The organism is Acidovorax sp. FG60, from assembly GCF_057808995.1.
Genome location: NZ_JBMDJC010000018.1, coordinates 16,241 through 37,098, shown reverse-complemented (window position 1 = coordinate 37,098; position 20,858 = coordinate 16,241). Strand labels below are relative to the sequence as shown.

Here is a 20,858-nt window from a genome sequence, read left to right as displayed (position 1 = left end):
CGGTCGTCATTGCCAACTGCCAATATCAGCATCCTTGCCTTCACCGCCCGACTGCCCATCGGCGCCGAACGACATCACGTCGATCTCGCCCTTGATGCCAGGGTTCAGGTACTGGTACGGACGGCCCCAGGGGTCGTTGGGCAGCTTTTCGAGGTACAGCTTCCAGTTGTTGGGCACGGGGCCCGAGCTGGGCTTGACGATCAGCGATTGCAGGCCTTGCTCGGCCGTGGGGTAGCGCTGGTTGTCCAGGCGGTACAGCTTGAGCGCCTGCATGATGTTGGTGATGTCGGTGCGGGCAGCGGTCACGCGGGCGTCGTCGGCGCGTTCCAGCACATTGGGCACGATGAGGGCGGCCAGCACGCCGATGATGACGAGCACCACCATCAGCTCGATGAGGGTGAAGCCACGGGCCACGTTCGTGGCCAGGCGGTGGCGGGCGGAGCGCAAGAGGAGGGGGAAAGAAGTGTTCACTGCTGGCGGTCTCTCGGATGGTCGAATCGCGTGAATCATAATCCCCGCATGGTGACCAATACGTACAGCAAATGGGGCGTCCGCTTGGGGACTCTGGCGCTATGGGCCGCCGCAGGCGCCAGCGTGGTTTTTTGGGGGCTGCGCCTGTCGGCCCCTGCGGCCGGAGCCGCTGCGCCCGTGGTGCTGCCACCCCCCGTGGCGCCCGATGCGCAGGCTCTGGCCCGGCTGCTGGGGGCTGCGCCCGCTGCCCCGGGGGTGGTCGCAGCCGCCCCGGTGGCAACACTGGCCAGCCGCTTCGCACTGATCGGGGTGCTCTCGGGCCGCAACAGCGGGGGCGGCGCCGCGCTGATCGCGGTGGATGGCAAACCCGCCAAACCGTTCCGCGTGGGTGCCGCGGTGGATGAAGGGCTGGTGCTGCAGGCGCTGGGCCCGCGCCAGGCGCAGCTGGGGCGCGATGCTGATGGCCCCGCCACGCTGACGCTGGACATGCCGCTCAAGCGTTGATGCTTGATGCCGGGGCAGGGGGCTCCGGCTCCTATCCCAGTTCGATCCTCTCCCACTGGCCCCAGCCCGGCGCGGCAACGGGCCATTCTTCCGAGCGCGGCAGCACGCCGTTGCCGTGCGCCCTCAGCCACGCCACGCTGCGGATGACCCCGGCGTGGGTGATCCACACCACATCCTGTGTAGCCCCGGGGTCGTGGTCCTGCAGCGCAGCCGCCACGCGGGCCAGCACCGCCGCCAGGTTTTCCCCCAGGCCAGGGCGGTAGCTCGCGAAGGCGGCCGTCCAGGCGTCGATGTCGCTGCGGGCAATGGACTCCCAGGCCTGCCCCTCCCAGCTGCCAAAGTCCATTTCGCGCAGGCGGGCGTCGGGTTTTGATGCCAAATCGGGCCGCAGCGCTTGAAGCTCTAGCGCAAGCTGCTCGCATCTTTGTAGGGTGGAGTGAATCACCCGCGACTGGGGTGGCAGCGCGGCGGCCAGGTGTTCTGCGGCAGCGCGCGTGGCGGCGGGGTCGGCGGGGATGTCCAGCGCCCCATAGCAGGTGCCGGGTGCCACCAGCGGCTGGGCGTGGCGCACCAGCCAAAGGCGAGTTTTGGGGGGTGCGCCGGTCACATCCAGCGCAAGGCCAGCGCCGCGCCCAGGTAAAAGCCGATTTCGCTGACCTGCTGCGTGGCACCCAGGCAGTCGCCGGTAAAACCCTGCAGCCTGCGCGCGAACCAGCGGGCCATCCAGGCGGCGGCAAGGGCGCTGCAGAGTACAGACGCTATAAAATAAATAGCTGATTGCGCTTGATAGACAAGCGCTAGCGGCATAAAACACCACAAAAATGCCGCCAGCAGCGCGCCGCCCGAAATCTGGTCGGCCAGCGGCTTGCTTTTGGACCGGGCGGTGTCGCCCACATGCGGCAGGCTGCGCACGATGAGCAGCGGCCAGAAACGCGACAGCACATGCGCCCCCACCAGCGCGGCCACGGCAGCCAGCAGGCTGTGGGCCCCCAGCAGCGCCAGCAGGCTGAGCTTGGCCAGCAGCGCCAGCACCAGCGCCATGGCCCCGAAGGCGCCGATGCGCGAGTCCTTCATGATGTCGAGTGCCCGCTCGCGATCTGCGCTGCCGCCCAGGCCATCGGCCACATCGGCAAGCCCATCCTCGTGAAAGCCGCCGGTCATCAGCACCGTGGCGATGGTGCAGAACACGGCAGCCACGGCCGGGGCCAGCGGGTTGGGCGCCAGGGCCCAGTGCAATGCGGCATAGACGCCCGTGGACAGCAGCGCGGCCAGCCAGCCAATGCCCGGAAAGTGCGCCGCGCTGGCCCGCAGCATGGCGGGGCTGTAGCCGACCCAGTCTGCCAGCCGACCAGTGACCGGGATTCGGGTGAAAAACTGCACGGCCAGCAGATAGTGGCGCAGGGCTTGCATGGGTTGGCTGGGGCTATGTCAGATTTGATAGCTGCCAGCGCTTGATGGATAAGCGCCGGAGGCCAATTTGGCCCATATTCTGGTTACTTGGATCGCAGGAACAGCCGGTAGGCCGGGTTCAACGTCTCTTCCACATACGGATAGCCCAGCGTGGCCAGGAAGGCGTCGAACGTGGCGGCGTCCTCGGGTGGCACCTGCATGCCCACGAGGATGCGGCCATAGTCGGCGCCCTGGTTGCGGTAGTGGAACAGGCTGATGTTCCAGGTCGGCTGCATCAGGCTCAGGAACTTGAGCAGCGCGCCGGGCCGCTCGGGGAAGGTGAAGCGCATCAGCCGCTCGTCCTGCGCGAGCGCCGAATGCCCGCCCACGAGGTGGCGCAGATGCTCCTTGGCCAGTTCGTCGTGCGTCAGGTCCAGTGCCTCGAAGCCGTGGCGGCCGAAGTTCTTGGCGATTTTCTCCGACTCGCCCTTGCCATTGGTGGTGATGCCCACGAACACATGGGCCTGGGCGGCATCGCTGATGCGGTAGTTGAACTCGGTCACGTTGCGCGGGCCGCCGGGCAGGCCGCCCACCACTTCGCAAAAGCGGCGAAAGCTGCCGCGTTCTTCAGGGATGGTGACGGCCAGCAGCGCCTCACGCTCCTCGCCCACTTCGGCACGCTCGGCCACAAAGCGCAGGCGGTCGAAGTTCATGTTGGCGCCGCACAGGATGGCGGCATAGGTTTCGCCCTTGGTTTTCTTTTCAGCAACGTACTGCTTGATGGCCGCCACGGCGAGAGCCCCTGCGGGTTCGACGATGCTGCGCGTATCCACAAAGATGTCCTTGATGGCGGCGCAGACGGCGTCGGTGTCCACCGTGATGAATTCGTCCACCAGGCCGCTGTGGGCGATGCGGAAGGTCTCCTCGCCCACCAGCTTGACGGCGGTGCCGTCCGAGAACAGACCCACGTCGGCCAGCGTCACGCGCTCGTGCGCCTTGACGGACTGGATCATGGCGTCCGAGTCGTTCATCTGCACGCCGATCACCTTGATCTCGGGCCGCACGGCCTTGATGTAGTTGGCCACGCCCGAGATGAGCCCGCCGCCGCCAATGGCCACAAACACGGCGTCGAGCTGGTTGCTGCCCAGGCTTTGCAGCTGGCGCAGGATCTCCATGGCGATGGTGCCCTGGCCGGCAATGACGTCCGGGTCGTCGAACGGGTGCACGAAGGTCAGGCCCTGTTCCTTCTCCAGCTTCACCGAATGGCCGTAGGCATCGGAATAGCTCTCGCCAAACAGCACGACCTCGCCGCCCAGCGTCTTCACTGCGTCGATCTTGAGCTGCGGCGTGGTGGTGGGCATCACGATGACGGCGCGCGTGCCCAGCTTGTGGGCGCTCATGGCCACGCCTTGCGCGTGGTTGCCGGCCGAGGCGCAGATCACCCCGCGTGCCAACTGCTCGGGCGTGAGGTGCGCCATCTTGTTGTAGGCACCCCGCAGCTTGAAGCTGAACACGGGCTGCTGGTCTTCGCGCTTGAGCAGCACTTTGTTGTGCAGGCGGCGGCTGAGGTTCTTGGCGGGCTCCAGCGCCGACTCCACCGCCACGTCGTACACGCGGGCGGTCAGGATTTTTTTCAGGTAGTCGGCAGGGGTGAGGTGCTGGGTCATGGCAGGGCAGGTGGGACCGCCACGGGGCAGCGGCGGGGGTCCACATCATAGGGGGTCGGTTTTTGGGGGGGCGATGCGCCGCTGAGGGAAGCTATCGAGGCCAGTTCAGCCAAAAAAAAGCCCCAAGCCGTGAGGCCTGGGGCTAATCCATCCTTTGAGGAGATGGAGGAGACAATCGGTGCGGGACAAGTGCCGAAAACCGGGCTTCTTGCCATCTGCCTTTTCCATCCAGAAAAAGCAGCGCTTGGTGGAAGTTTAGCGCGAGTCTTGTTGCATTGCAGCAAAATCAACACCAAATTTTTATTTCGCCGGGCCATTCCGTGCGAAAAAAACCACGCACCAAAAAGGAGATAGACCATGGAATGCACAGTCAGCTGGACCGGAGGCACAGGAACCCGTTCTGGCATGGGCTTTGTGGCCGAGACCGGCAGCGGCCATGTTTTAACGATGGATGGCGCGCCCGATGCCGCCAATCCGGCCAACGGCGGGCTGAACCTGGCGCCCCGGCCCATGGAGACCGTGCTGGCCGGCACAGGCGGCTGCACGGCCTACGACGTGGTGCTCATCCTCAAGCGGGGCCGCCACGATGTGCGCGGCTGCAGTGTCAAGCTGACCACCGAACGCGCCCAGACGGACCCCAAGGTGTTCACCAAGATCCATATGCATTTCACCGTGACCGGCAAGGGTATCCCGCCCGCTGCGGTAGAGCGCGCGATCGCCATGAGCCATGACAAATACTGTTCGGCCAGCATCATGCTGGGCAAGACGGCGGAGATCACCACCGGGTTTGAAGTGGTCGAGGCATGAGGTAGACCTCCCCCTGAGTCGCCTGCGGCGCCTTCCCCCTCTCTCGCTGTGCGGGAGGAGGACGCACCTGGTGGCCTGGCAAGGCCAGTTCCACGGCGTCTGCTGGCTTGGGCTGCGCCAGTTTTTGAGGTCGTCGCGCGCGCGATGCCCCTTGGCGCACGCGGTCAGTGCGTGCGCAGTGCGGCCAGTGCTCAGAGGTAGTGCGCGGTGGTGGTCATCACCTTGGCGGCTACCTTCATCGCCGCCCGGGCGGGGGGCGGCAGTTCCAGTGCGCCCGATGCCCGGGCCTGGGCGGCATGGCGCTCCTCGTCGTCCTTCATGCGGGCCACCACGGCCCGTGAGGGCAGGTCTTGTGCGGGAAGCCGTGCGAGGTGGCTTTGCAGGTGCGCCGCCACCTGGTTTTCCGTTTCTGCCACAAAACCCAGGCTTGCCCGGTCGCTGACCTTGGCGGCAACCAGCCCCAGCGCGAAGGCGCCCGCAAACCACAGGGGGTTCAGCAGGCTGGGCCGGGCGCCCAGCGCGTCCAGGCGCTGCTGGGTCCAGGCGAGATGGTCTGTTTCTTCGCGGGCGGCCTCCAGCAGGTGGGCTTGAAGCGCGGGGTCGCGCGTGATGGCTGCCTGCGCGGTGTACAGGGCTTGTGCGCAGACTTCGCCCACGTGGTTGACACGCATCAGCGCCCCCGCCAGCTTCTTCTGGGTGGGGTCGAGTGCTCCTTCGTCCATGCCGCGCGCCGGCGTGGGCTCCGATGCCCGGGGTGTTGCAAAAAGTGTGCGCAGTGCGGTGTCAGCCGCAATAAGCAAAGAGTCCATGGAGGCTTTCAGGTTGGCAAGAGCGCAGAAACACAATTTTCACTTGGATACAAATCTCGGGCGCTGGCAGGAGCTGCTACAAGGCGCAGCAGATCGATTTTGCCGGGGTTCATGGAAATGTTGCAACACTGCAACGATTTTTCCCTTTCGGGTCGATTGTGGGTGAATTCCTTTGCGAAACCTGGCCGGGTCTGGTGCAATAAGAGCAACTTCCCCACCAGGAGGTTGGCCCGGGGAACCGGCGGGACTGTGCAGGTGCTTTCACCATAGACCCCCCGTACCGGAGCCCGATGTTTAACCTTGGAGTAACTCGCAATGAAAAAATCCCTGATTGCCCTGGCTGTGCTGGCTGCTTCCGGCGCTGCAATGGCTCAATCGTCCGTAACCCTGTTCGGTATCGTTGACGCTACCTACGCATACGGTTCCGGCAGCGTCGCCAACAAGTCCCAACTGACGAACTCCGGCTACAACAGCAGCCGTCTGGGCTTCCGCGGTGTTGAAGATCTGGGTGGCGGCATGTCCGCTTCGTTCTGGCTCGAAGCTGGCGTGAACAACGACAACGGTTCCGGTGGCACCACCAGCACCAACAACCAAGGCGCAAGCGGCGTCACCGGCGGTGGCGGCTTGACCTTCAACCGTCGTTCGACCGTCAGCCTGAACGGCGGCTTCGGTGAAGTGCGTCTGGGCCGTGACTACACGCCCCAATTCTGGAACCTGACCGTGTTCGATCCGTTCGGCACCAACGGTGTTGGCACGACCCAAACCCTGAACTCCAGCCTGGGTGGCCCAACCACCGTGCGCGCTTCGAACGCTATCGGCTACTTCCTGCCTGGCAACCTGGGTGGTTTCTACGGCCAAGCCCAGTACTACATGGGTGAAAACCTGAGCAACGCAGCCAACAAGAAGGACGGCAACGGCCTGGCTCTGCGCGCTGGTTACGCCAATGGCCCCATCAACGTGGCTCTGGCTTTCTCTGACACCAAGTTCCTGTCGGGCAACATCAAGGCTGTGAACCTGGGCGGTCAATACGACCTGGGCGTGGCCAAGATCATGGCTCACTACAACCAAGACGACGTCAAGGGCGGCAACGAAGGCAAGGGCTTCCTGATCGGTGGTCTGGTGCCCGTGGGCGCTGGCGAAATCCGTCTGGCTTACTCCACCTACAAGATCGACACCGTTGGTGCTGACCCACGTTCGAACAAGATCGCTCTGGGCTACGTGCACAACCTGTCCAAGCGCACGGCTCTGTACGCAACGTACGCTCACGTGAGCAACAAGAACGGCGCTGCTCAGTCCCTGAACGGTTCCGTGACTGCTGCTGGCGACAACTCCAACGGCTACGACTTCGGTATCCGTCACAGCTTCTAATATCGAGACTGGCTTCTGGCCAGTTACCGGTATCAAAGCAAAAAAAGCCGCCTTCGGGCGGCTTTTTTTTGTCTGCTGATTTGTGCTTGGTGGTTGGTTGTGCGGACTTCCTGTATGTAACTCCGGGTACATCGGCCCTACGGATCGGTCGGTTGATGTCGGGCAATGGCGTCCTTCGCACTGTCTCCGAGGTTTCTTCCTCTTGTTTGCTTTGGTGCAGATTCTTGGCACCATCCTTGCGTGCTGCTTCCCTACAAAATCAGCCCTTAGAGGCCCTTCGTAGTGCCCGGGATTCAGGGATTTCCCGTTGGCTATAGAGCAACCTTTACTGCATAGTAAAACTTTTATTCAAGAGGGTTCCATGAAACTCAAATACAGTCTTTTGTCGGTGGCTGCGGCCGCTGCACTGCTTGTGGCGCCAGCCCTGCATGCCAAGCCCTTCAAATGGGCAAGCCAGGGGGAAATCGCGACCTGGGATATCCATTCCCAGAACAACGCGCTCCAGAATGGCATCCATGCGAATGTGTATGAAAGCCTGGTTTACTACAACAGCAAGACCTTTGACGTAGAACCCGTGCTGGCAACGGCCTGGAAAGAAATCAGCCCCACGCAGGTGCGTTTCACCCTGCGCCAAGGCGTGAAGTTCCATGATGGCTCGGCCTTCACCGCCGACGATGCGGTGTATTCGCTGCAGCGCGCGATGGCCAAGACATCGAATTTCACCCCCTACATCCAGGGCATCAGCAAGATCAACAAGGTGGATGCGCAAACCATCGACGTCATCCTGACCGCGCCCAACCCTGTGCTGCTGCGCCAGATGACCGAACTGCGCATGATGAGCAAGGCCTGGGCGGAAAAGAACAAGTCGGTCGAGCCCAAAGACATCAAGGGCACCGACGAAAACTTTGCCCACCGCAATGCCATGGGCACTGGTCCTTACACGCTGGAATCGTGGCAGCCTGATGTGAAGATGGTGTTCAAGCGCAACCCCAACTGGTGGGGCAAGATGGACGGGAACGTGACCGAAATCGTCTACACCCCGATCAAGTCTGCTGCCACACGCATTGCAGCCCTGCTGTCGGGCGAAGTGGACATGGTGCTCGACCCCACTCCCCAGGATCTGGGCCGCCTGCGCGCCAGCCCCGACCTCAAGGTGATTGACGGCATTGAGAACCGCACCATCTTCCTGGGCATGGATCAGTTCCGCGACGAACTGCCAGGCTCCAACATCAAGGGCAAAAATCCGCTCAAGGACGTGCGCGTGCGCAAGGCCCTGTACCAGGCGATTGACGCAGAAACCATTTCCCGCAACATCATGCGCGGCCTGGGCAAGCCCACGGGCACCATCGTGGCCCCACAGGTGGCGGGTTATACCGAGGCCGTTGGCAAGCGGTTCCCCTATAGCGTTGAAGCCTCCAAGAAGTTGCTGGCCGAGGCCGGTTACCCCGATGGTTTTGAGGTGGACTTTGCCTGCCCCAACAACCGCTACATCAATGACGAAGCCATCTGCCAGGCCGTGACCGCCATGTGGTCGCGCGTGGGCGTAAAGGCCAAGCTGCGCACGCTGCCCCTGGTCAATTACTTCCCGATGATTCAGCGCTACGAAGCCAGCATCTACATGCTGGGCTGGGGTGTGCCGACCTTCGATGCGCTGTACAGCCTGCAATCGCTGGTCCGCACTGTGGGCCAAGGTGGTGACGGCAACTACAACGTGGGCCGCTACAGCAACCAGCGCATGGACTATCTGGTGGACCGCATCAAGGCAGAAACCGATGCACCGGTGCGCGCCCGCATGCTGACGGAAGCGCTGCAACTGTCCAACGACACCGTGTCCCACATTCCTCTGCATGACCAGGTGATCCCATGGGCCGTGAAGAAGAACATTGAACTGGTTCACCGCGCGGATAACCGCGTGGACATGCGCACCGTCAAGGTGAATTGACCGGTGCCTGACACACTGAGAGCAAGGGCCCCGAGGCCCTTGCTTTCTTTGTTTTGTTTTCTGGTCCGGTTTGACGACCGCTTATTGCCTGCCAGCGCCCTGCCATCAAAAGTGGCTGTGGCGTTCCCATCGAACACTCAATCGACTCTCCGATGCTCGCCTTTATATTGCGCCGCCTGATACAGGCTGTGATTGTCATGGTCACGGTGGCCTTCATCTCCTTCATGCTGTTCCAGTACGTGGGAGACCCTGTGGTGTTCCTGCTGGGCCAGGACGCCACCCCCGAGCAGATCCGCGAACTGCGCGCCTCGCTCGGTCTGGACAAGCCCTTTTTCGTGCAGTTCTGGCATTTTTTGGTCAACGCAGCCCAGGGCGAATTCGGCCTGAGCCTGCGCCAGGGTGCCAAGGTTTCGCGACTGATTGCAGAGCGCTTTCCCGCCACACTGGAGCTGGCTTTGGTGGCTGCTTTCCTGGCCCTGGTCATTGGCGTGCCCATGGGCGTGTATGCAGCCCTCAAGCGCGGCACCTTCACAAGCCAGCTGTTCATGACCATCTCACTGCTGGGCGTGTCGCTGCCAACGTTCTTGATCGGCATCCTGCTGATCCTGGTGTTCGCTGTCACCCTGGGCTGGTTCCCCAGCTTCGGGCGCGGTGAAGTGGTACAGATGGGATGGTGGAGCACGGGCCTGCTCAAGGCCAAGGGCTGGCACCACATCACGCTGCCTGCCATCACGCTGGCGATTTTCCAGCTCACGCTGATCATGCGGCTGGTGCGCGCAGAAATGCTGGAGGTGCTGCGCACCGACTACATCAAGTTCGCACGCGCCCGGGGCCTGTCCAATCGCGCCATTCACTTCGGCCATGCGCTCAAGAACACGCTGGTGCCCGTGATGACCATCACCGGCCTGCAGCTGGGTGGTCTGATTGCCTTCGCCATCATCACCGAGACCGTGTTCCAGTGGCCCGGCATGGGCCTGCTGTTCATCCAGGCCGTGACCTTTGCCGACATTCCGGTGATGGCCGCCTACCTGTGCTTGATTGCCTTGATCTTTGTGGTAATCAATCTGGTGGTGGACCTGTTGTATTTTGCGGTCGATCCTCGCCTGCGCGTAGGCAAGGCAGGAGGGCATTGAATGAACTCCCCCTTGAGTCGCTTCGCGCCATCCCCCCAAAGGGGGGACGCTCCCAGCGCGGCGGGGCGGCCCTTGCGCGGGAGCGCTGGCCTGTGCCGCGCCGGTTTTGCCGGCTGCTGGCGCTGCACGAGCTTTCGGGACGCCTGACATGCAGTCGCTTCGATACAAAGCCGGAGGCCGGGCGTTTGCGCACATCGCGCAGTACCACCCCGAGCTGACCGCGCTGCGCCGGGACCTGCACGCCCACCCTGAGCTGGGTTTCGAGGAGATCTACACCAGCACGCGCGTCAAAGAGGCCCTGAAGCTCTGCGGCGTGGACGAGATCCACGACGGCATTGGCCGCACAGGAGTCGTGGGCGTGATCCGCGGCCGCAGCACCTCCAGTGGCAGCATGGTCGGCCTGCGTGCCGACATGGATGCGCTGCCGCTGGCCGAGCACAACGATTTCTCCTGGAAGTCGTGCAAGCCGGGCCTCATGCATGGCTGCGGCCACGACGGCCACACCGCCATGCTGGTGGGGGCTGCGCGCTACCTGGCCGAGACCCGCAACTTCGACGGCACAGCCGTGCTCGTGTTTCAGCCGGGCGAAGAAGGTTTTGCTGGAGCCCGCGTCATGATGGAAGACGGGCTGTTTGACCGTTTCCCGGTGCAGTCCATCTACGCCATGCACAACTGGCCCGCGATGAAGCCCGGCACCGTGGGCATCAACTCCGGGCCCATGATGGCTGCGGCGGATCGCTTCACCATCGAGATCACGGGACGCGGCGGCCACGGTGCCCATGCCTACCAGACGGTGGACGTGCTGGTTGTGGCCGCGCACATCATTACGGCCGCGCAAAGCATCGTCTCGCGCAATGTGCGCCCCATTGAAAGCGCCGTGGTCAGCATCTGCGCCGCACAGGCTGGCGACCTGGGGGCCTTCAGTGTGCTGCCGGGCTCTGCCACCCTGGTGGGCACCGTGCGGACATTTGATCCGGTCGTGCAGGAGATGGTGGAAAAACGCCTCAAGGAGCTGTGCAACGCCATTGCCCTGGGCTTTGGCGCCACGGCCACGGTGCACTACGAGCGCATCTACCCGGCCACGATCAACAGCGAAAGCGAAGCCATCTTTGCCGGCGACGTGGCCGAATCCCTGCTGGGTGCCGACCATGTGGTGCGTGACCTGGAGCCCAGTATGGGGGCCGAGGACTTCGCCTTCATGCTCCAGACCCGCCCCGGTGCCTATCTGCGGATCGGCCAGGGCACAGGGGCCAGTGGCAGCGCCTTGCACAACAGCCGCTACGACTTCAACGACGACATCCTGCCCCTGGGCTCAGCGCTGCACGCCAGCCTTATCGAGCAGGCCATGCCTTTGGCGGCAGCTTGAAGCACCGTCCAACCAGCCTGCCCATTTGCACTACCGCGCCACGGCCCAACCCTTTCACCCCGCTTTCCCCAACCTGGAGGTTTCCATGAAATTCCATAAAAAAATCGCTCTGACCGCTCTCTTTACCGCGTTGGCGGCGGCGAGCCTGGTGGCCCAAGCTCAGACCATCCGCATCGCCAACCAGGGTGACTCGCTGTCGATGGACCCCCACTCGCTCAATGAGTCGCTGCAGCTGAGCGTCACCGGCAACGTCTATGAGCCGCTGGTCGGCCGCAACAAGGACCTGAGCCTGGCGCCTGCCCTGGCGACGAGCTGGAAGCAGACGTCGCCCACCGTGTGGCGTTTCGAGTTGCGCAAGGGCGTGCAATTCCACGACGGCACGCCGTTCACCGCCGACGACGTGGTGTTCAGCTTCGCTCGCACCCAGGTGGAGGGCTCGGACATGAAGAGCTACACCAACGACTTCAAGGAAGTGCGCAAGATCGACGACCACACGGTCGAGATCGAGACCAAGACCCCTTTCCCCATCCTTCCGGACGTGATCTCGCTCGTCTACATGATGAGCAAGAAGTGGTGCGAGACCAACCAAGCACTGGCACCCGTGGACCGTCGCAAGGGTATCGAGAACGCCGCCTCGTTCCGCGCCAACGGCACGGGTCCCTTCCGCCTGCGTGAGCGCCAGCCCAACGTGCGTTCGGTGTTCACACGCAACGGCAGCTACTGGGGCAAGATCGAAGGCAACGTCAGCGAAGTCGTTTTCACCCCCATCGGCAACGATGCGACCCGTGTGGCCGCCCTGCTGTCCGGCGAGGTGGACGTGATGGAGCCCGTGCCTGTGCAGGACATCGAGCGCGTGAACGGCGGCGCCAACACCCGTGCCATCACCGGCCCCGAACTGCGCACCATCTTCCTGGGCATGGACCAAAAGCGCGATGAGCTGCTGTACTCCAACGTCAAGGGCAAGAACCCGTTCAAGGACAAGCGTGTGCGCCAGGCGTTCTACCAGGCCATCGACATCGAAGGCATCAAGAAGACCGTGATGCGTGGTGCTTCCAATCCGTCAGCTCTGCTGGTGGGCCCTGGCATCAATGGCTTCCAGCCGGACGCGAAGCGTCTTCCTTATGACGTGGAAGCCGCCAAGAAACTCATGGCAGAAGCGGGCTACCCCAATGGCTTTGAAGTGGCCATGAACTGCCCGAACGACCGCTACGTGAACGATGGGCGCATCTGCCAGACCGTGGCCGCCAACCTCTCGCGCATCAACGTCAAGGTCAACCTGCAGGCCGAAACCAAGGGCACCTACTTCCCCAAGGTGCTGCGCCGCGACACCAGCTTTTACATGCTGGGCTGGACACCCGCCACCTACGACTCGCACAACGCGCTCAATGCCCTCATGCGCTGCGTTGACGATAAGGGTGCTGGTCAGTTCAACCTTGGTGCCTATTGCAACCCCAAGGTGGATGAGCTGACACTCAAGATCCAGGCCGAGACCGACAAGGTCAAGCGCAACGCGATGATCAAGGAAGTCTTCGATCTGCACGCGGCCGATGTGGGCCACATTCCGCTGCACCAGCAAGCGCTGGCCTGGGGCGTGGGCAAGAACGTCAAGCTCGTGCAGATGGCCGACAACTTCATGCACTTCAAGTGGATGAGCATCACCAAGTAAGAAGGGGCACAGAAGCCCCTACGTTAGTCGATCGCAGAGAAAAGAGAGAACGACCGGTTCTTTGAAAGTCCACGCCAACGCAGGGCCGCTACCCGGGCTCTGCGTTGGTGCTTGTTTACTGGTTTCCCACAATGAAAACAACCCTTGCCCGCTGGTTTGACAGCGATATCGGCTACAGCTTCCGCACATCGCCCATGGCGATGGTGGCCGCTGCCATCGCGCTGATCTGTGTGTTCTGTTCGGTGTTTGCCGGATGGGTCGCACCCCACAACCCCTTTGACCTGGCCACGCTCGAACTCAGCGACGCGCGGCTGCCTCCGGCCTGGAGCGCCGAAGGCTCCATGAAGTACCCCCTGGGCACCGACGACCAGGGCCGGGACATCCTTTCAGCGCTCATTTATGGTGCGCGCATTTCCCTCGTGGTGGGCCTTGCCTCCGTGGTGCTCTCCGTGGTGGTGGGCGTGGCGTTTGGCCTGCTGGCCGGCTTTCGCGGCGGCTGGATCGATGCCGTGCTCATGCGCCTGTGCGACGTGATGCTGTCGTTCCCCGCCATCCTGGTGGCGCTGCTGATTGCGGGTGTGGGTCGTGCGCTGTTCCCCAACGCGCACGAGTCGCTGGCGTTTGGTGTGCTGATCATCTCCATCTCGCTCACGGGCTGGGTGCAGTACGCGCGCACGGTGCGCGGCTCCACCCTGGTCGAGCGCAACAAGGAATACGTGCAGGCTGCCCGCGTGACAGGCGTCTCGCCCCTGCGCATCATGCGCAAGCACGTGCTGCCCAACGTCATGGGCCCCGTGATGGTGCTGGCCACCATTCAGGTGGCCACGGCCATCATCACCGAGGCCACGCTGTCCTTCCTGGGCGTGGGCGCACCGCCCACCTCGCCTTCGCTGGGCACGCTGATCCGCATCGGCAACGACTACCTGTTCTCCGGAGAATGGTGGATCACCGTGTTCCCCGGTGCCATGCTGGTGCTGATCGCCCTGAGTGTGAACTTGCTCGGCGACTGGTTGCGTGATGCCCTCAATCCGCGCCTGCGTTGAACAAGAACAAGAAAAGCGATATCCCCATGAGTCTCCTAGAAGTCAAAAACCTCGTTGTCGAATTCCCGGGCCGTCGCGGTACCCTGCGCGCCCTGGACGACATTTCCTTCTCCATTGCACCCGGCGAGATCCTGGGCGTGGTGGGGGAGTCCGGCGCGGGCAAATCGCTCACTGGCGCTGCCATCATCGGCCTGCTGGAGCCCCCGGGCCGCGTGGCATCTGGCCAGATCCTGCTGGAGGGCCAGCGCATCGACAACCTGAGCAACGAGGAAATGCGCCACATCCGTGGCCGCCGCATCGGCGCGATCTTTCAAGACCCGCTGACCTCGCTGAACCCGCTGTACACAGTGGGCCGACAGCTCACTGAAACCATCCTGGCCCACCTGCCGGTCACGCCCGCCGAGGCCCGTCAGCGTGCCATTGCGCTGCTGCAAGACACTGGCATTCCGGCCGCTGCAGAGCGCATCGACCACTACCCGCACCAGTTCTCCGGTGGCATGCGCCAGCGCGTAGTGATTGCCCTGGCCCTGGCGGCCGAGCCCAAGCTCATCGTGGCCGATGAGCCCACCACGGCGCTCGACGTGTCCATCCAGGCGCAGATCATCACGCTGCTGAAAAACATCTGCAAATCGCGCGGTGCCGCGGTGATGCTGATCACCCACGACATGGGCGTGATCGCCGAGACCTGCGACCGCGTGGCCGTGCTGTATGCCGGGCGCGTGGCCGAGATCGGCCCCGTGCACGACGTCATCAACAAGCCCTCGCACCCGTACACCAGCGGCCTCATGGCCTCCATCCCCGACATGACGGTGGACCGTGAACGCCTGAACCAGATCGACGGCGCCATGCCCCGTCTGAACGCCATTCCCCAGGGCTGTGCCTACAACCCGCGCTGCCCCCAGACTTTTGACCGCTGCATGACTGATCGCCCCGACCTGATGGACGCAGGCTCCACCCGCGCCGCCTGCTGGCTGCACGCTGGTGCCACGACAAAAACCGAGGTGACCGCATGAGCGCAGCAATGAAAAGCAAGGCTTTGGTGCAGGCGCACGACCTGGCCAAGACTTTTGACGTGTCCGCCCCCTGGCTCAACCGCGTGATCGAGCGCAAGCCCCGCACGCTGCTGCATGCGGTGGACGGCGTGAGTTTCGAGATCGAAAAAGGCAAGACCCTGGCCCTGGTGGGTGAGTCCGGCTGCGGCAAAAGCACCGTGGCGCGCCTGCTGGTGGGTTTGTACGAGCCCACACGCGGCGGCCTCACGTTTGACAACCAGGATGCGCACGCCGCCTTCAAGGGCAACGACGCCAAGGCCATGCGCCGCCGCATCCAGATGATCTTCCAGGACCCGTATGCCAGCCTGAACCCCCGCTGGCTGGTCGAAGACATCATTGGCGAGCCGCTCAAGGAGCATGGCCTCATCACCGACAAGGCTGAGCTCAAGCAGCGCGTGGGTGAACTGCTCAAGTCCGTGGGCCTGTCGCCGCTGGACATGGTGAAATACCCGCACCAGTTCTCCGGCGGCCAGCGTCAGCGCATCTCCATCGCGCGCGCCTTGGCCACCGAGCCCGAGTTCCTGGTGTGCGACGAGCCGACGAGTGCACTTGACGTGTCGGTGCAGGCCCAGGTGCTCAACATCATGAAGGACCTGCAGCGCGAGCGGCATCTCACCTACCTGTTCATCAGCCACAACCTGGCCGTGGTGCGCCACGTCAGCGACCAGGTCGGCGTGATGTACTTGGGCCGCCTGGTGGAGCTGGCCGACAAACACACGTTGTTTGACACGCCCCGCCACCCGTACACACGCATGCTGCTCGATGCCATCCCCAAGATGCACGACACCGGCAAGGCCCGCACCCCCGTGCAGGGCGAGGTGCCCAACCCGCTGAACCCACCACCCGGTTGCGCCTTCAACCCCCGCTGCCCGCATGTGAACGACCGCTGCCGCACCGAGCGCCCCCAGCTCAAGAGCATTGGTGGCATCCGCATTGCGTGCCATGCGGTGGAGGAAGGGCGGATCTGATGCCAGCCGCCACGCGGGTTTGCTGACGCGCGGCGGAGGGACTCATCCGGCATTGCTACTGTCGCAGTAGCGATTGCTATCAATAAAATAGCTGCTAGCGCAATGAATACCTGCGCTTGCGGCTATTTTTTCTTGTAAACGCGCAGAAGATGCTCATCCTGGCTCCGCAGTCACTCCTTGGCCGGCTGCCGGCAGGGCCCGCCCCAGCAGGTAGTCAATGCAGGTGCGCACCGCACGCGTCTGGTGGCGGTTGGGCATGTAGAGCATGAACATCTGGGTGCCAAAAATGCTCAACCGCCAGTCGTCCAGCGTGGTCAGCACTTCCCCACTGGACACGGCGTCCTGCACCACGTAATCCGGTACCAGCCCTACGCCCAGCCCTGCCAGGATGCCTTGGCGCAGAAACGGAAAATGCTCCGAAATGAGGGTGGGCTCCAGCAGGGCTTCCTGGCGCTGGTCACCCCGGTACCCGCGCAGGCGCAGCTGCTTGCCCACCACCCCTGCGGTGATCACCGGCGCGGCCTGCAGCGCTTCAAAGCTTTGGGGCAGCCCATGCGCCTCGGCGTACCCCCGCGATGCGCAGGCGATGTAGCGCACGCTGCCTAGGTCGCGCGCCACCAGCGTGGGTGGGGGCTCGGGCATCACGCGGATGGCGATGTCCACCTCATCGCGGATGAGGTCGTCCACCCGATTTTCAAAGCGCACATCCAGCACGATGCCAGGGTACAGCCGCTTGAAGTCGATCAGCCAGTCTGACATCACCATCTGCCCGTAGCCACTGGGCACGCTCAGGCCCACGCGGCCCTGCAGGCCCTGGCCCAGCGTGGCAATGGTCTCGCGCGCAGCCAGCATCTCGTTCTGAATGGCGCGGCCATGGGCATACAGGCGCAGGCCCACCTCGGTGGGCTCCACCCGGCGCGTGGTGCGGCGCACCAACTGCACACCCACTGACTTTTCGAGCTGGTGCAGGTGGTAGCTGACGTTGGCACGGGACATCTTCAGGTTGCGGGCGGCCTGGCTGAGGTTGCCGGCATCGAGGATGTCGACCAGCACGGTGAGGGAGGTGAGTTCCATTGAACAGGGAGGCGGCACGTGATGCCGTTGCGGTGGTATTTGTCAAAAGGCGTTTGACAGTCTGTCAACAGGCTATGTAATTGTCAAGATAACTTCACGCATCAACAATCACCGAGTCATTCACAGGCAGTCAATAGCCATCGACCAGGAGACTTTCCAGCATGGGCGCCGCCATTCCCGCATCTTCCGTTGTCACCACCGCGCTGCAGGGCGATGTGCTTGTCGTCACCATCGACAACCCACCCGTCAACGCCCTGGGCGCCGCCGTGCGCCAGGGCCTGTTGGCCGCCATGCAGCAGGCGCAGGCCGACGCCGCCGTGGCGGCCGTGCTGCTGGTGGGCGCTGGCAAGGCCTTCATTGCCGGGGCGGATATCCGCGAATTCGGCAAGCCACCGGTTGCCCCCATCCTGCCCGAGGTCTGCCGCGCCATCGAAAACCTGAACAAGCCCGTGGTGGCCGTGCTGCACGGTGCGGCGCTGGGCGGCGGTCTCGAAGTGGCTCTGTCAGCCCATTACCGCCTGGCATTGCCTGCCGCTACGCTGGGCCTGCCCGAGGTGAACCTGGGCCTGCTGCCCGGCTCGGGAGGCACCCAGCGCGCCCCGCGCTTGATGGGCGTGCAGGCGGCCACCACCCTCATGCTCAGCGGCCAGCCCCTCAAAGCGCAGGCCGCGCTGCAGGCAGGTCTGGTCGATAAGCTGGTGGAAGGCCCCGACCCGCTGGCCGCAGGCCTGGCCTACGTGCGCGAACTGCTGGCTGCCAACGCCCCCGTGCGCCGCACGCGTGACCTGGCCATTGCCGAGCCGCAGGCTGCGCTGGCCTGGCTGGACGCACAGAAGGCCGAGACCGCCAAAAAGTCGCGCGGCCTGTTCTCTCCCCTCAAGATCATCGAATGCGTGCAGGCAGCACTGCAGCTGCCTTTTGACGAAGGCATGGCCCGCGAACGTGCGCTGTTCATGGAATGCATCGACAGCCCGCAACGCGCCGGGCTCATCCACGCCTTTTTTGCCGAGCGTGAAGTGGTCAAGGTGCCCGAGGCCCAGGCCGCGCAGCCACGTCCCGTGGCCAGCATCGCCGTCATCGGCGGCGGCACCATGGGCGCGGGCATTGCCGTGGCGGCCCTCGATGCCGGCTTGCCCGTCACCATGATCGAGCGTGATGCCGAGTCCATCGCCCGTGGCCGCGCCAATGTCGAGAAGGTCTACAACGCCCTGGTCGCCAAAGGCCGCATGACCGACGCAGCGAAGGTCGCCGTGATGGCGCGCTACACCGGCAGCACCAGCTATGCCGACATCGCCCAGGTGGACCTCGTGATCGAGGCCGTGTTTGAAGACATCGAGGTCAAGAAGACCGTGTTCCGCGAGCTGGACCGCGTGTGCAAGCCCGGCGCGGTGCTGGCCACCAACACGTCCTACCTCGACATCGACGCCATCGCCGCCGCCACCGGCCGCCCTCAGGACGTGATCGGCCTGCACTTCTTCAGCCCCGCCAACATCATGAAGCTGCTGGAGATCGTGGTGCCCGCCAAGGTCGCGCCCGATGTGGTGACCACGGCGTTTGAGCTGGCCAAAAAACTCAAAAAGGTGCCTGTGCGCGCCGGTGTGTGCGACGGCTTCATCGGCAACCGCATTCTGGCCGTGTACAAGCAGGCCGCCGACTACCTGCTGGAAGACGGTGCCAGCCCGTATGAGATCGACGCCGCCGTGCGCGGCTTCGGTTTTGCCATGGGCCCCTTCCAGGTGACGGACCTCGCCGGTGGCGACATTGGCTGGGCCACCCGCAAGCGCCGCGCTGCCACGCGCGACCCCAAGGTCCGCTACGTGGAAATTGCCGACCGCATCTGCGAGCGCGGCTGGTTTGGGCAGAAGACGGGGCGCGGTTTTTACCTCTACCCCGAAGGCGCCCGCACGGGCCAGCCCGACCCTGAAGTGCTGGCCATTGTGGATGCCGAGCGGGCCAAGAAGGGCGTCAGCCCCCGCAGCTTCACTGCCGACGAGATCATGCACCGCTACATGGCCGCCATGGTCAACGAAGGGGCCAACGTGGTGCACGAGGGCATTGCCCTGCGCCCGCTGGATGTGGATGTGACCTTTGTGGCGGGCTACGGCTTTCCGCGCCACCGGGGCGGCCCGATGAAGTGGGCCGACATGATGGGCCTGCCCAAGGTGCTGGCCGACATCGAGGCCTTTGCCAAGGAAGACCCGCTGTTCTGGAAGCCGTCGCCCTTGCTGGTGCAGTTGGTGCGGGAGGGGCGCAACTTTGACAGCCTGAACCAGGCTGAAAAGCGCTGATCCCGCCTCTCTAGGCGATTTTCTCAGTCCCATCGAATTCAAATCATTTTGGCCGCTACCGCTTGATCAATAAGCGCAAGCAGCTACCAAATAAGGAGCAAATCATGCGTGAAGCCGTCATCGTTTCCACCGCCCGCACCCCGCTGACCAAGTCGCACCGTGGCGAGTTCAATGCCACACCCGGCCCGCAGCTGGCGGCCTTTTCCGTCAAGGCGGCGGTGGAGCGCTCGGGCATCGACCCCGAGTTGATCGAAGACCTGGTGATGGGCTGTGGCTACCCCGAGGGCATCACCGGCAAGAACATTGGCCGCCAGACCGCGCTGCGTGCGGGCTTGCCCCTGTCGGTGGCGGGTATGGTGGCCAGCCGCTTTTGCGCGTCGGGCCTGCAGTCGGTGGCGATTGCCGCAGGCCGCATCGTGGCCGAAGGCGTGCCCGCCATGGTGGCGGGCGGGGTGGAAAGCATCTCGGCCATCCGCCCCGGCAACCCGGCAGACATCGACCCCTGGCTGCAAGAGCACAAGCCCGACCTCTACATGGCCATGATCGACACCGCTGACATCGTGGCCCGCCGCTACGGCATCAGCCGTGAAGACCAAGACCTGTTTTCGCTGCAAAGCCAGCAACGCACCGCCGCCGCGCAGCAGGCGGGGGTGTTTGCTGACGAGATCGTGCCCTGCATCACGCGCATGATGGAAAAGAACAAGGAGACCGGCGAGGTCACCTACCGCGAAGTGACCGCCACGCACGACAACTGCAACCGCGCCAATACCACGCTGGAAGGCCTGGCCAAGCTGGAGCCGGTGAAGGGCCCTGGCCAGTTCATCACCGCAGGCAATGCCTCGCAACTGTCCGACGGCTCCAGCGCCTGCGTGCTCATGGAAGCGAAAGAAGCCGAGCGCCGGGGCCTGCAGCCTCTGGGTGCATTCCGCGGCTTTGCTGTGGCCGGTTGCGAGCCCGACGAGATGGGCATTGGCCCCGTGTTTGCGGTGCCCAAGCTGCTGGCGCGCCACGGCCTCACGGTGCAGGACATTGACCTGTGGGAGATGAACGAAGCCTTTGCCTCGCAGGCCCTGTACTGCCAGCGCCGCCTGGGCATCCCGTCCGAGCGGCTGAACGTGAACGGCGGGGCGATTGCCATTGGCCACCCCTTTGGCATGACCGGCGCGCGCCTGGTGGGTCACCTGCTGCTCGAAGGCCGCCGCCGCAAGGCCAAGTACGGCGTGGTGACGATGTGCATTGCAGGCGGCATGGGCGCTGCAGGCCTTTTTGAAATTTTCTGACCCAGCGCCACACCAGCGAACTCTGAACACT

General features: G+C 63.9%; 18 protein-coding genes. 12 read left to right on the top strand and 6 right to left on the bottom strand.

Features of this window, described 5'->3' with window-relative positions; translation table 11 throughout:
* Positions 1–6: 6 nt before the first annotated feature.
* Positions 7–471, bottom strand: a complete 465-nt coding sequence (gspG, locus tag ACODS0_RS21555; RefSeq protein ID WP_370109541.1) for a type II secretion system major pseudopilin GspG — start codon at positions 469–471, stop codon at positions 7–9.
* Positions 472–519: 48 nt separating this feature from the next.
* On the opposite strand from gspG, the gene ACODS0_RS21550 reads away from it, so the two are divergent.
* Positions 520–975: a type II secretion system protein N gene (locus tag ACODS0_RS21550; RefSeq protein ID WP_055398539.1), complete on the top strand. Its 456-nt coding sequence runs from the start codon at positions 520–522 to the stop codon at positions 973–975.
* Between the two features lie 31 nt (positions 976–1,006).
* On the opposite strand, the gene ACODS0_RS21545 is transcribed toward ACODS0_RS21550, so the two are convergent.
* The 3 genes from ACODS0_RS21545 to ilvA all read right to left on the bottom strand — a co-directional run bounded on the left by ACODS0_RS21545 (position 1,007) and on the right by ilvA (position 4,031).
* Complete coding sequence (locus ACODS0_RS21545; protein ID WP_436130472.1) at positions 1,007–1,588, bottom strand: histidine phosphatase family protein; 582 nt, start codon at positions 1,586–1,588, stop codon at positions 1,007–1,009.
* Complete coding sequence (gene cobS, locus ACODS0_RS21540) at positions 1,579–2,385, bottom strand: adenosylcobinamide-GDP ribazoletransferase (RefSeq protein ID WP_055398538.1); 807 nt, start codon at positions 2,383–2,385, stop codon at positions 1,579–1,581. Before cobS ends, ACODS0_RS21545 begins: the two co-directional genes overlap by 10 nt.
* Before the next feature lie 83 nt (positions 2,386–2,468).
* Positions 2,469–4,031: a threonine ammonia-lyase, biosynthetic gene (ilvA, locus tag ACODS0_RS21535; RefSeq protein WP_121507527.1), complete on the bottom strand. Its 1,563-nt coding sequence runs from the start codon at positions 4,029–4,031 to the stop codon at positions 2,469–2,471.
* Positions 4,032–4,388: 357 nt separating this feature from the next.
* Here ilvA and ACODS0_RS21530 point away from each other — a divergent pair, with 357 nt between their 5' ends.
* The gene (locus ACODS0_RS21530) at positions 4,389–4,838 is read left to right on the top strand and encodes an OsmC family protein (protein ID WP_055398537.1); all 450 of its coding nucleotides are present in this window, start codon (positions 4,389–4,391) and stop codon (positions 4,836–4,838) included.
* Positions 4,839–5,029: 191 nt separating this feature from the next.
* Here the strand turns inward: ACODS0_RS21530 and coq7 are convergent, their stop codons facing one another.
* Positions 5,030–5,647 (bottom strand): 2-polyprenyl-3-methyl-6-methoxy-1,4-benzoquinone monooxygenase, encoded by a 618-nt coding sequence (gene coq7 / locus ACODS0_RS21525; protein WP_121422330.1) that lies wholly within the window; start codon positions 5,645–5,647, stop codon positions 5,030–5,032.
* A gap of 315 nt (positions 5,648–5,962) precedes the next feature.
* Here coq7 and ACODS0_RS21520 point away from each other — a divergent pair, with 315 nt between their 5' ends.
* From ACODS0_RS21520 to ACODS0_RS21485, 8 genes are all read left to right on the top strand, one after another.
* Complete coding sequence (locus tag ACODS0_RS21520) at positions 5,963–7,015, top strand: porin (protein ID WP_488837076.1); 1,053 nt, start codon at positions 5,963–5,965, stop codon at positions 7,013–7,015.
* 361 nt (positions 7,016–7,376) lie between these two features.
* The gene (locus tag ACODS0_RS21515; RefSeq protein WP_121507525.1) at positions 7,377–8,957 is read left to right on the top strand and encodes an ABC transporter substrate-binding protein; all 1,581 of its coding nucleotides are present in this window, start codon (positions 7,377–7,379) and stop codon (positions 8,955–8,957) included.
* Between the two features lie 152 nt (positions 8,958–9,109).
* Positions 9,110–10,090 (top strand): ABC transporter permease, encoded by a 981-nt coding sequence (locus ACODS0_RS21510; RefSeq protein ID WP_121422333.1) that lies wholly within the window; start codon positions 9,110–9,112, stop codon positions 10,088–10,090.
* 148 nt (positions 10,091–10,238) lie between these two features.
* Positions 10,239–11,456 carry a M20 aminoacylase family protein gene (locus tag ACODS0_RS21505; RefSeq protein ID WP_121507524.1) on the top strand — a complete coding sequence of 406 codons (1,218 nt, stop codon included), beginning with the start codon at positions 10,239–10,241 and terminating at the stop codon, positions 11,454–11,456.
* Between the two features lie 85 nt (positions 11,457–11,541).
* The gene (locus tag ACODS0_RS21500) at positions 11,542–13,122 is read left to right on the top strand and encodes an ABC transporter substrate-binding protein (RefSeq protein WP_488837074.1); all 1,581 of its coding nucleotides are present in this window, start codon (positions 11,542–11,544) and stop codon (positions 13,120–13,122) included.
* A gap of 131 nt (positions 13,123–13,253) precedes the next feature.
* Positions 13,254–14,165 carry an ABC transporter permease gene (locus ACODS0_RS21495; protein ID WP_306553431.1) on the top strand — a complete coding sequence of 304 codons (912 nt, stop codon included), beginning with the start codon at positions 13,254–13,256 and terminating at the stop codon, positions 14,163–14,165.
* A gap of 26 nt (positions 14,166–14,191) precedes the next feature.
* Positions 14,192–15,178 carry an ABC transporter ATP-binding protein gene (locus ACODS0_RS21490; protein WP_121422335.1) on the top strand — a complete coding sequence of 329 codons (987 nt, stop codon included), beginning with the start codon at positions 14,192–14,194 and terminating at the stop codon, positions 15,176–15,178.
* Positions 15,175–16,185 carry an ABC transporter ATP-binding protein gene (locus ACODS0_RS21485; protein WP_121422336.1) on the top strand — a complete coding sequence of 337 codons (1,011 nt, stop codon included), beginning with the start codon at positions 15,175–15,177 and terminating at the stop codon, positions 16,183–16,185. Before ACODS0_RS21490 ends, ACODS0_RS21485 begins: the two co-directional genes overlap by 4 nt.
* Before the next feature lie 153 nt (positions 16,186–16,338).
* Here the strand turns inward: ACODS0_RS21485 and ACODS0_RS21480 are convergent, their stop codons facing one another.
* Complete coding sequence (locus ACODS0_RS21480) at positions 16,339–17,259, bottom strand: LysR family transcriptional regulator (protein WP_056745237.1); 921 nt, start codon at positions 17,257–17,259, stop codon at positions 16,339–16,341.
* Between the two features lie 161 nt (positions 17,260–17,420).
* Here ACODS0_RS21480 and ACODS0_RS21475 point away from each other — a divergent pair, with 161 nt between their 5' ends.
* Positions 17,421–19,547 carry a 3-hydroxyacyl-CoA dehydrogenase NAD-binding domain-containing protein gene (locus tag ACODS0_RS21475; RefSeq protein ID WP_488837070.1) on the top strand — a complete coding sequence of 709 codons (2,127 nt, stop codon included), beginning with the start codon at positions 17,421–17,423 and terminating at the stop codon, positions 19,545–19,547.
* 104 nt (positions 19,548–19,651) lie between these two features.
* On the top strand, positions 19,652–20,827 hold the full coding sequence (locus ACODS0_RS21470; protein WP_488837068.1) for an acetyl-CoA C-acyltransferase: 1,176 nt from the start codon (positions 19,652–19,654) through the stop codon (positions 20,825–20,827).
* Positions 20,828–20,858 lie beyond the last annotated feature (31 nt).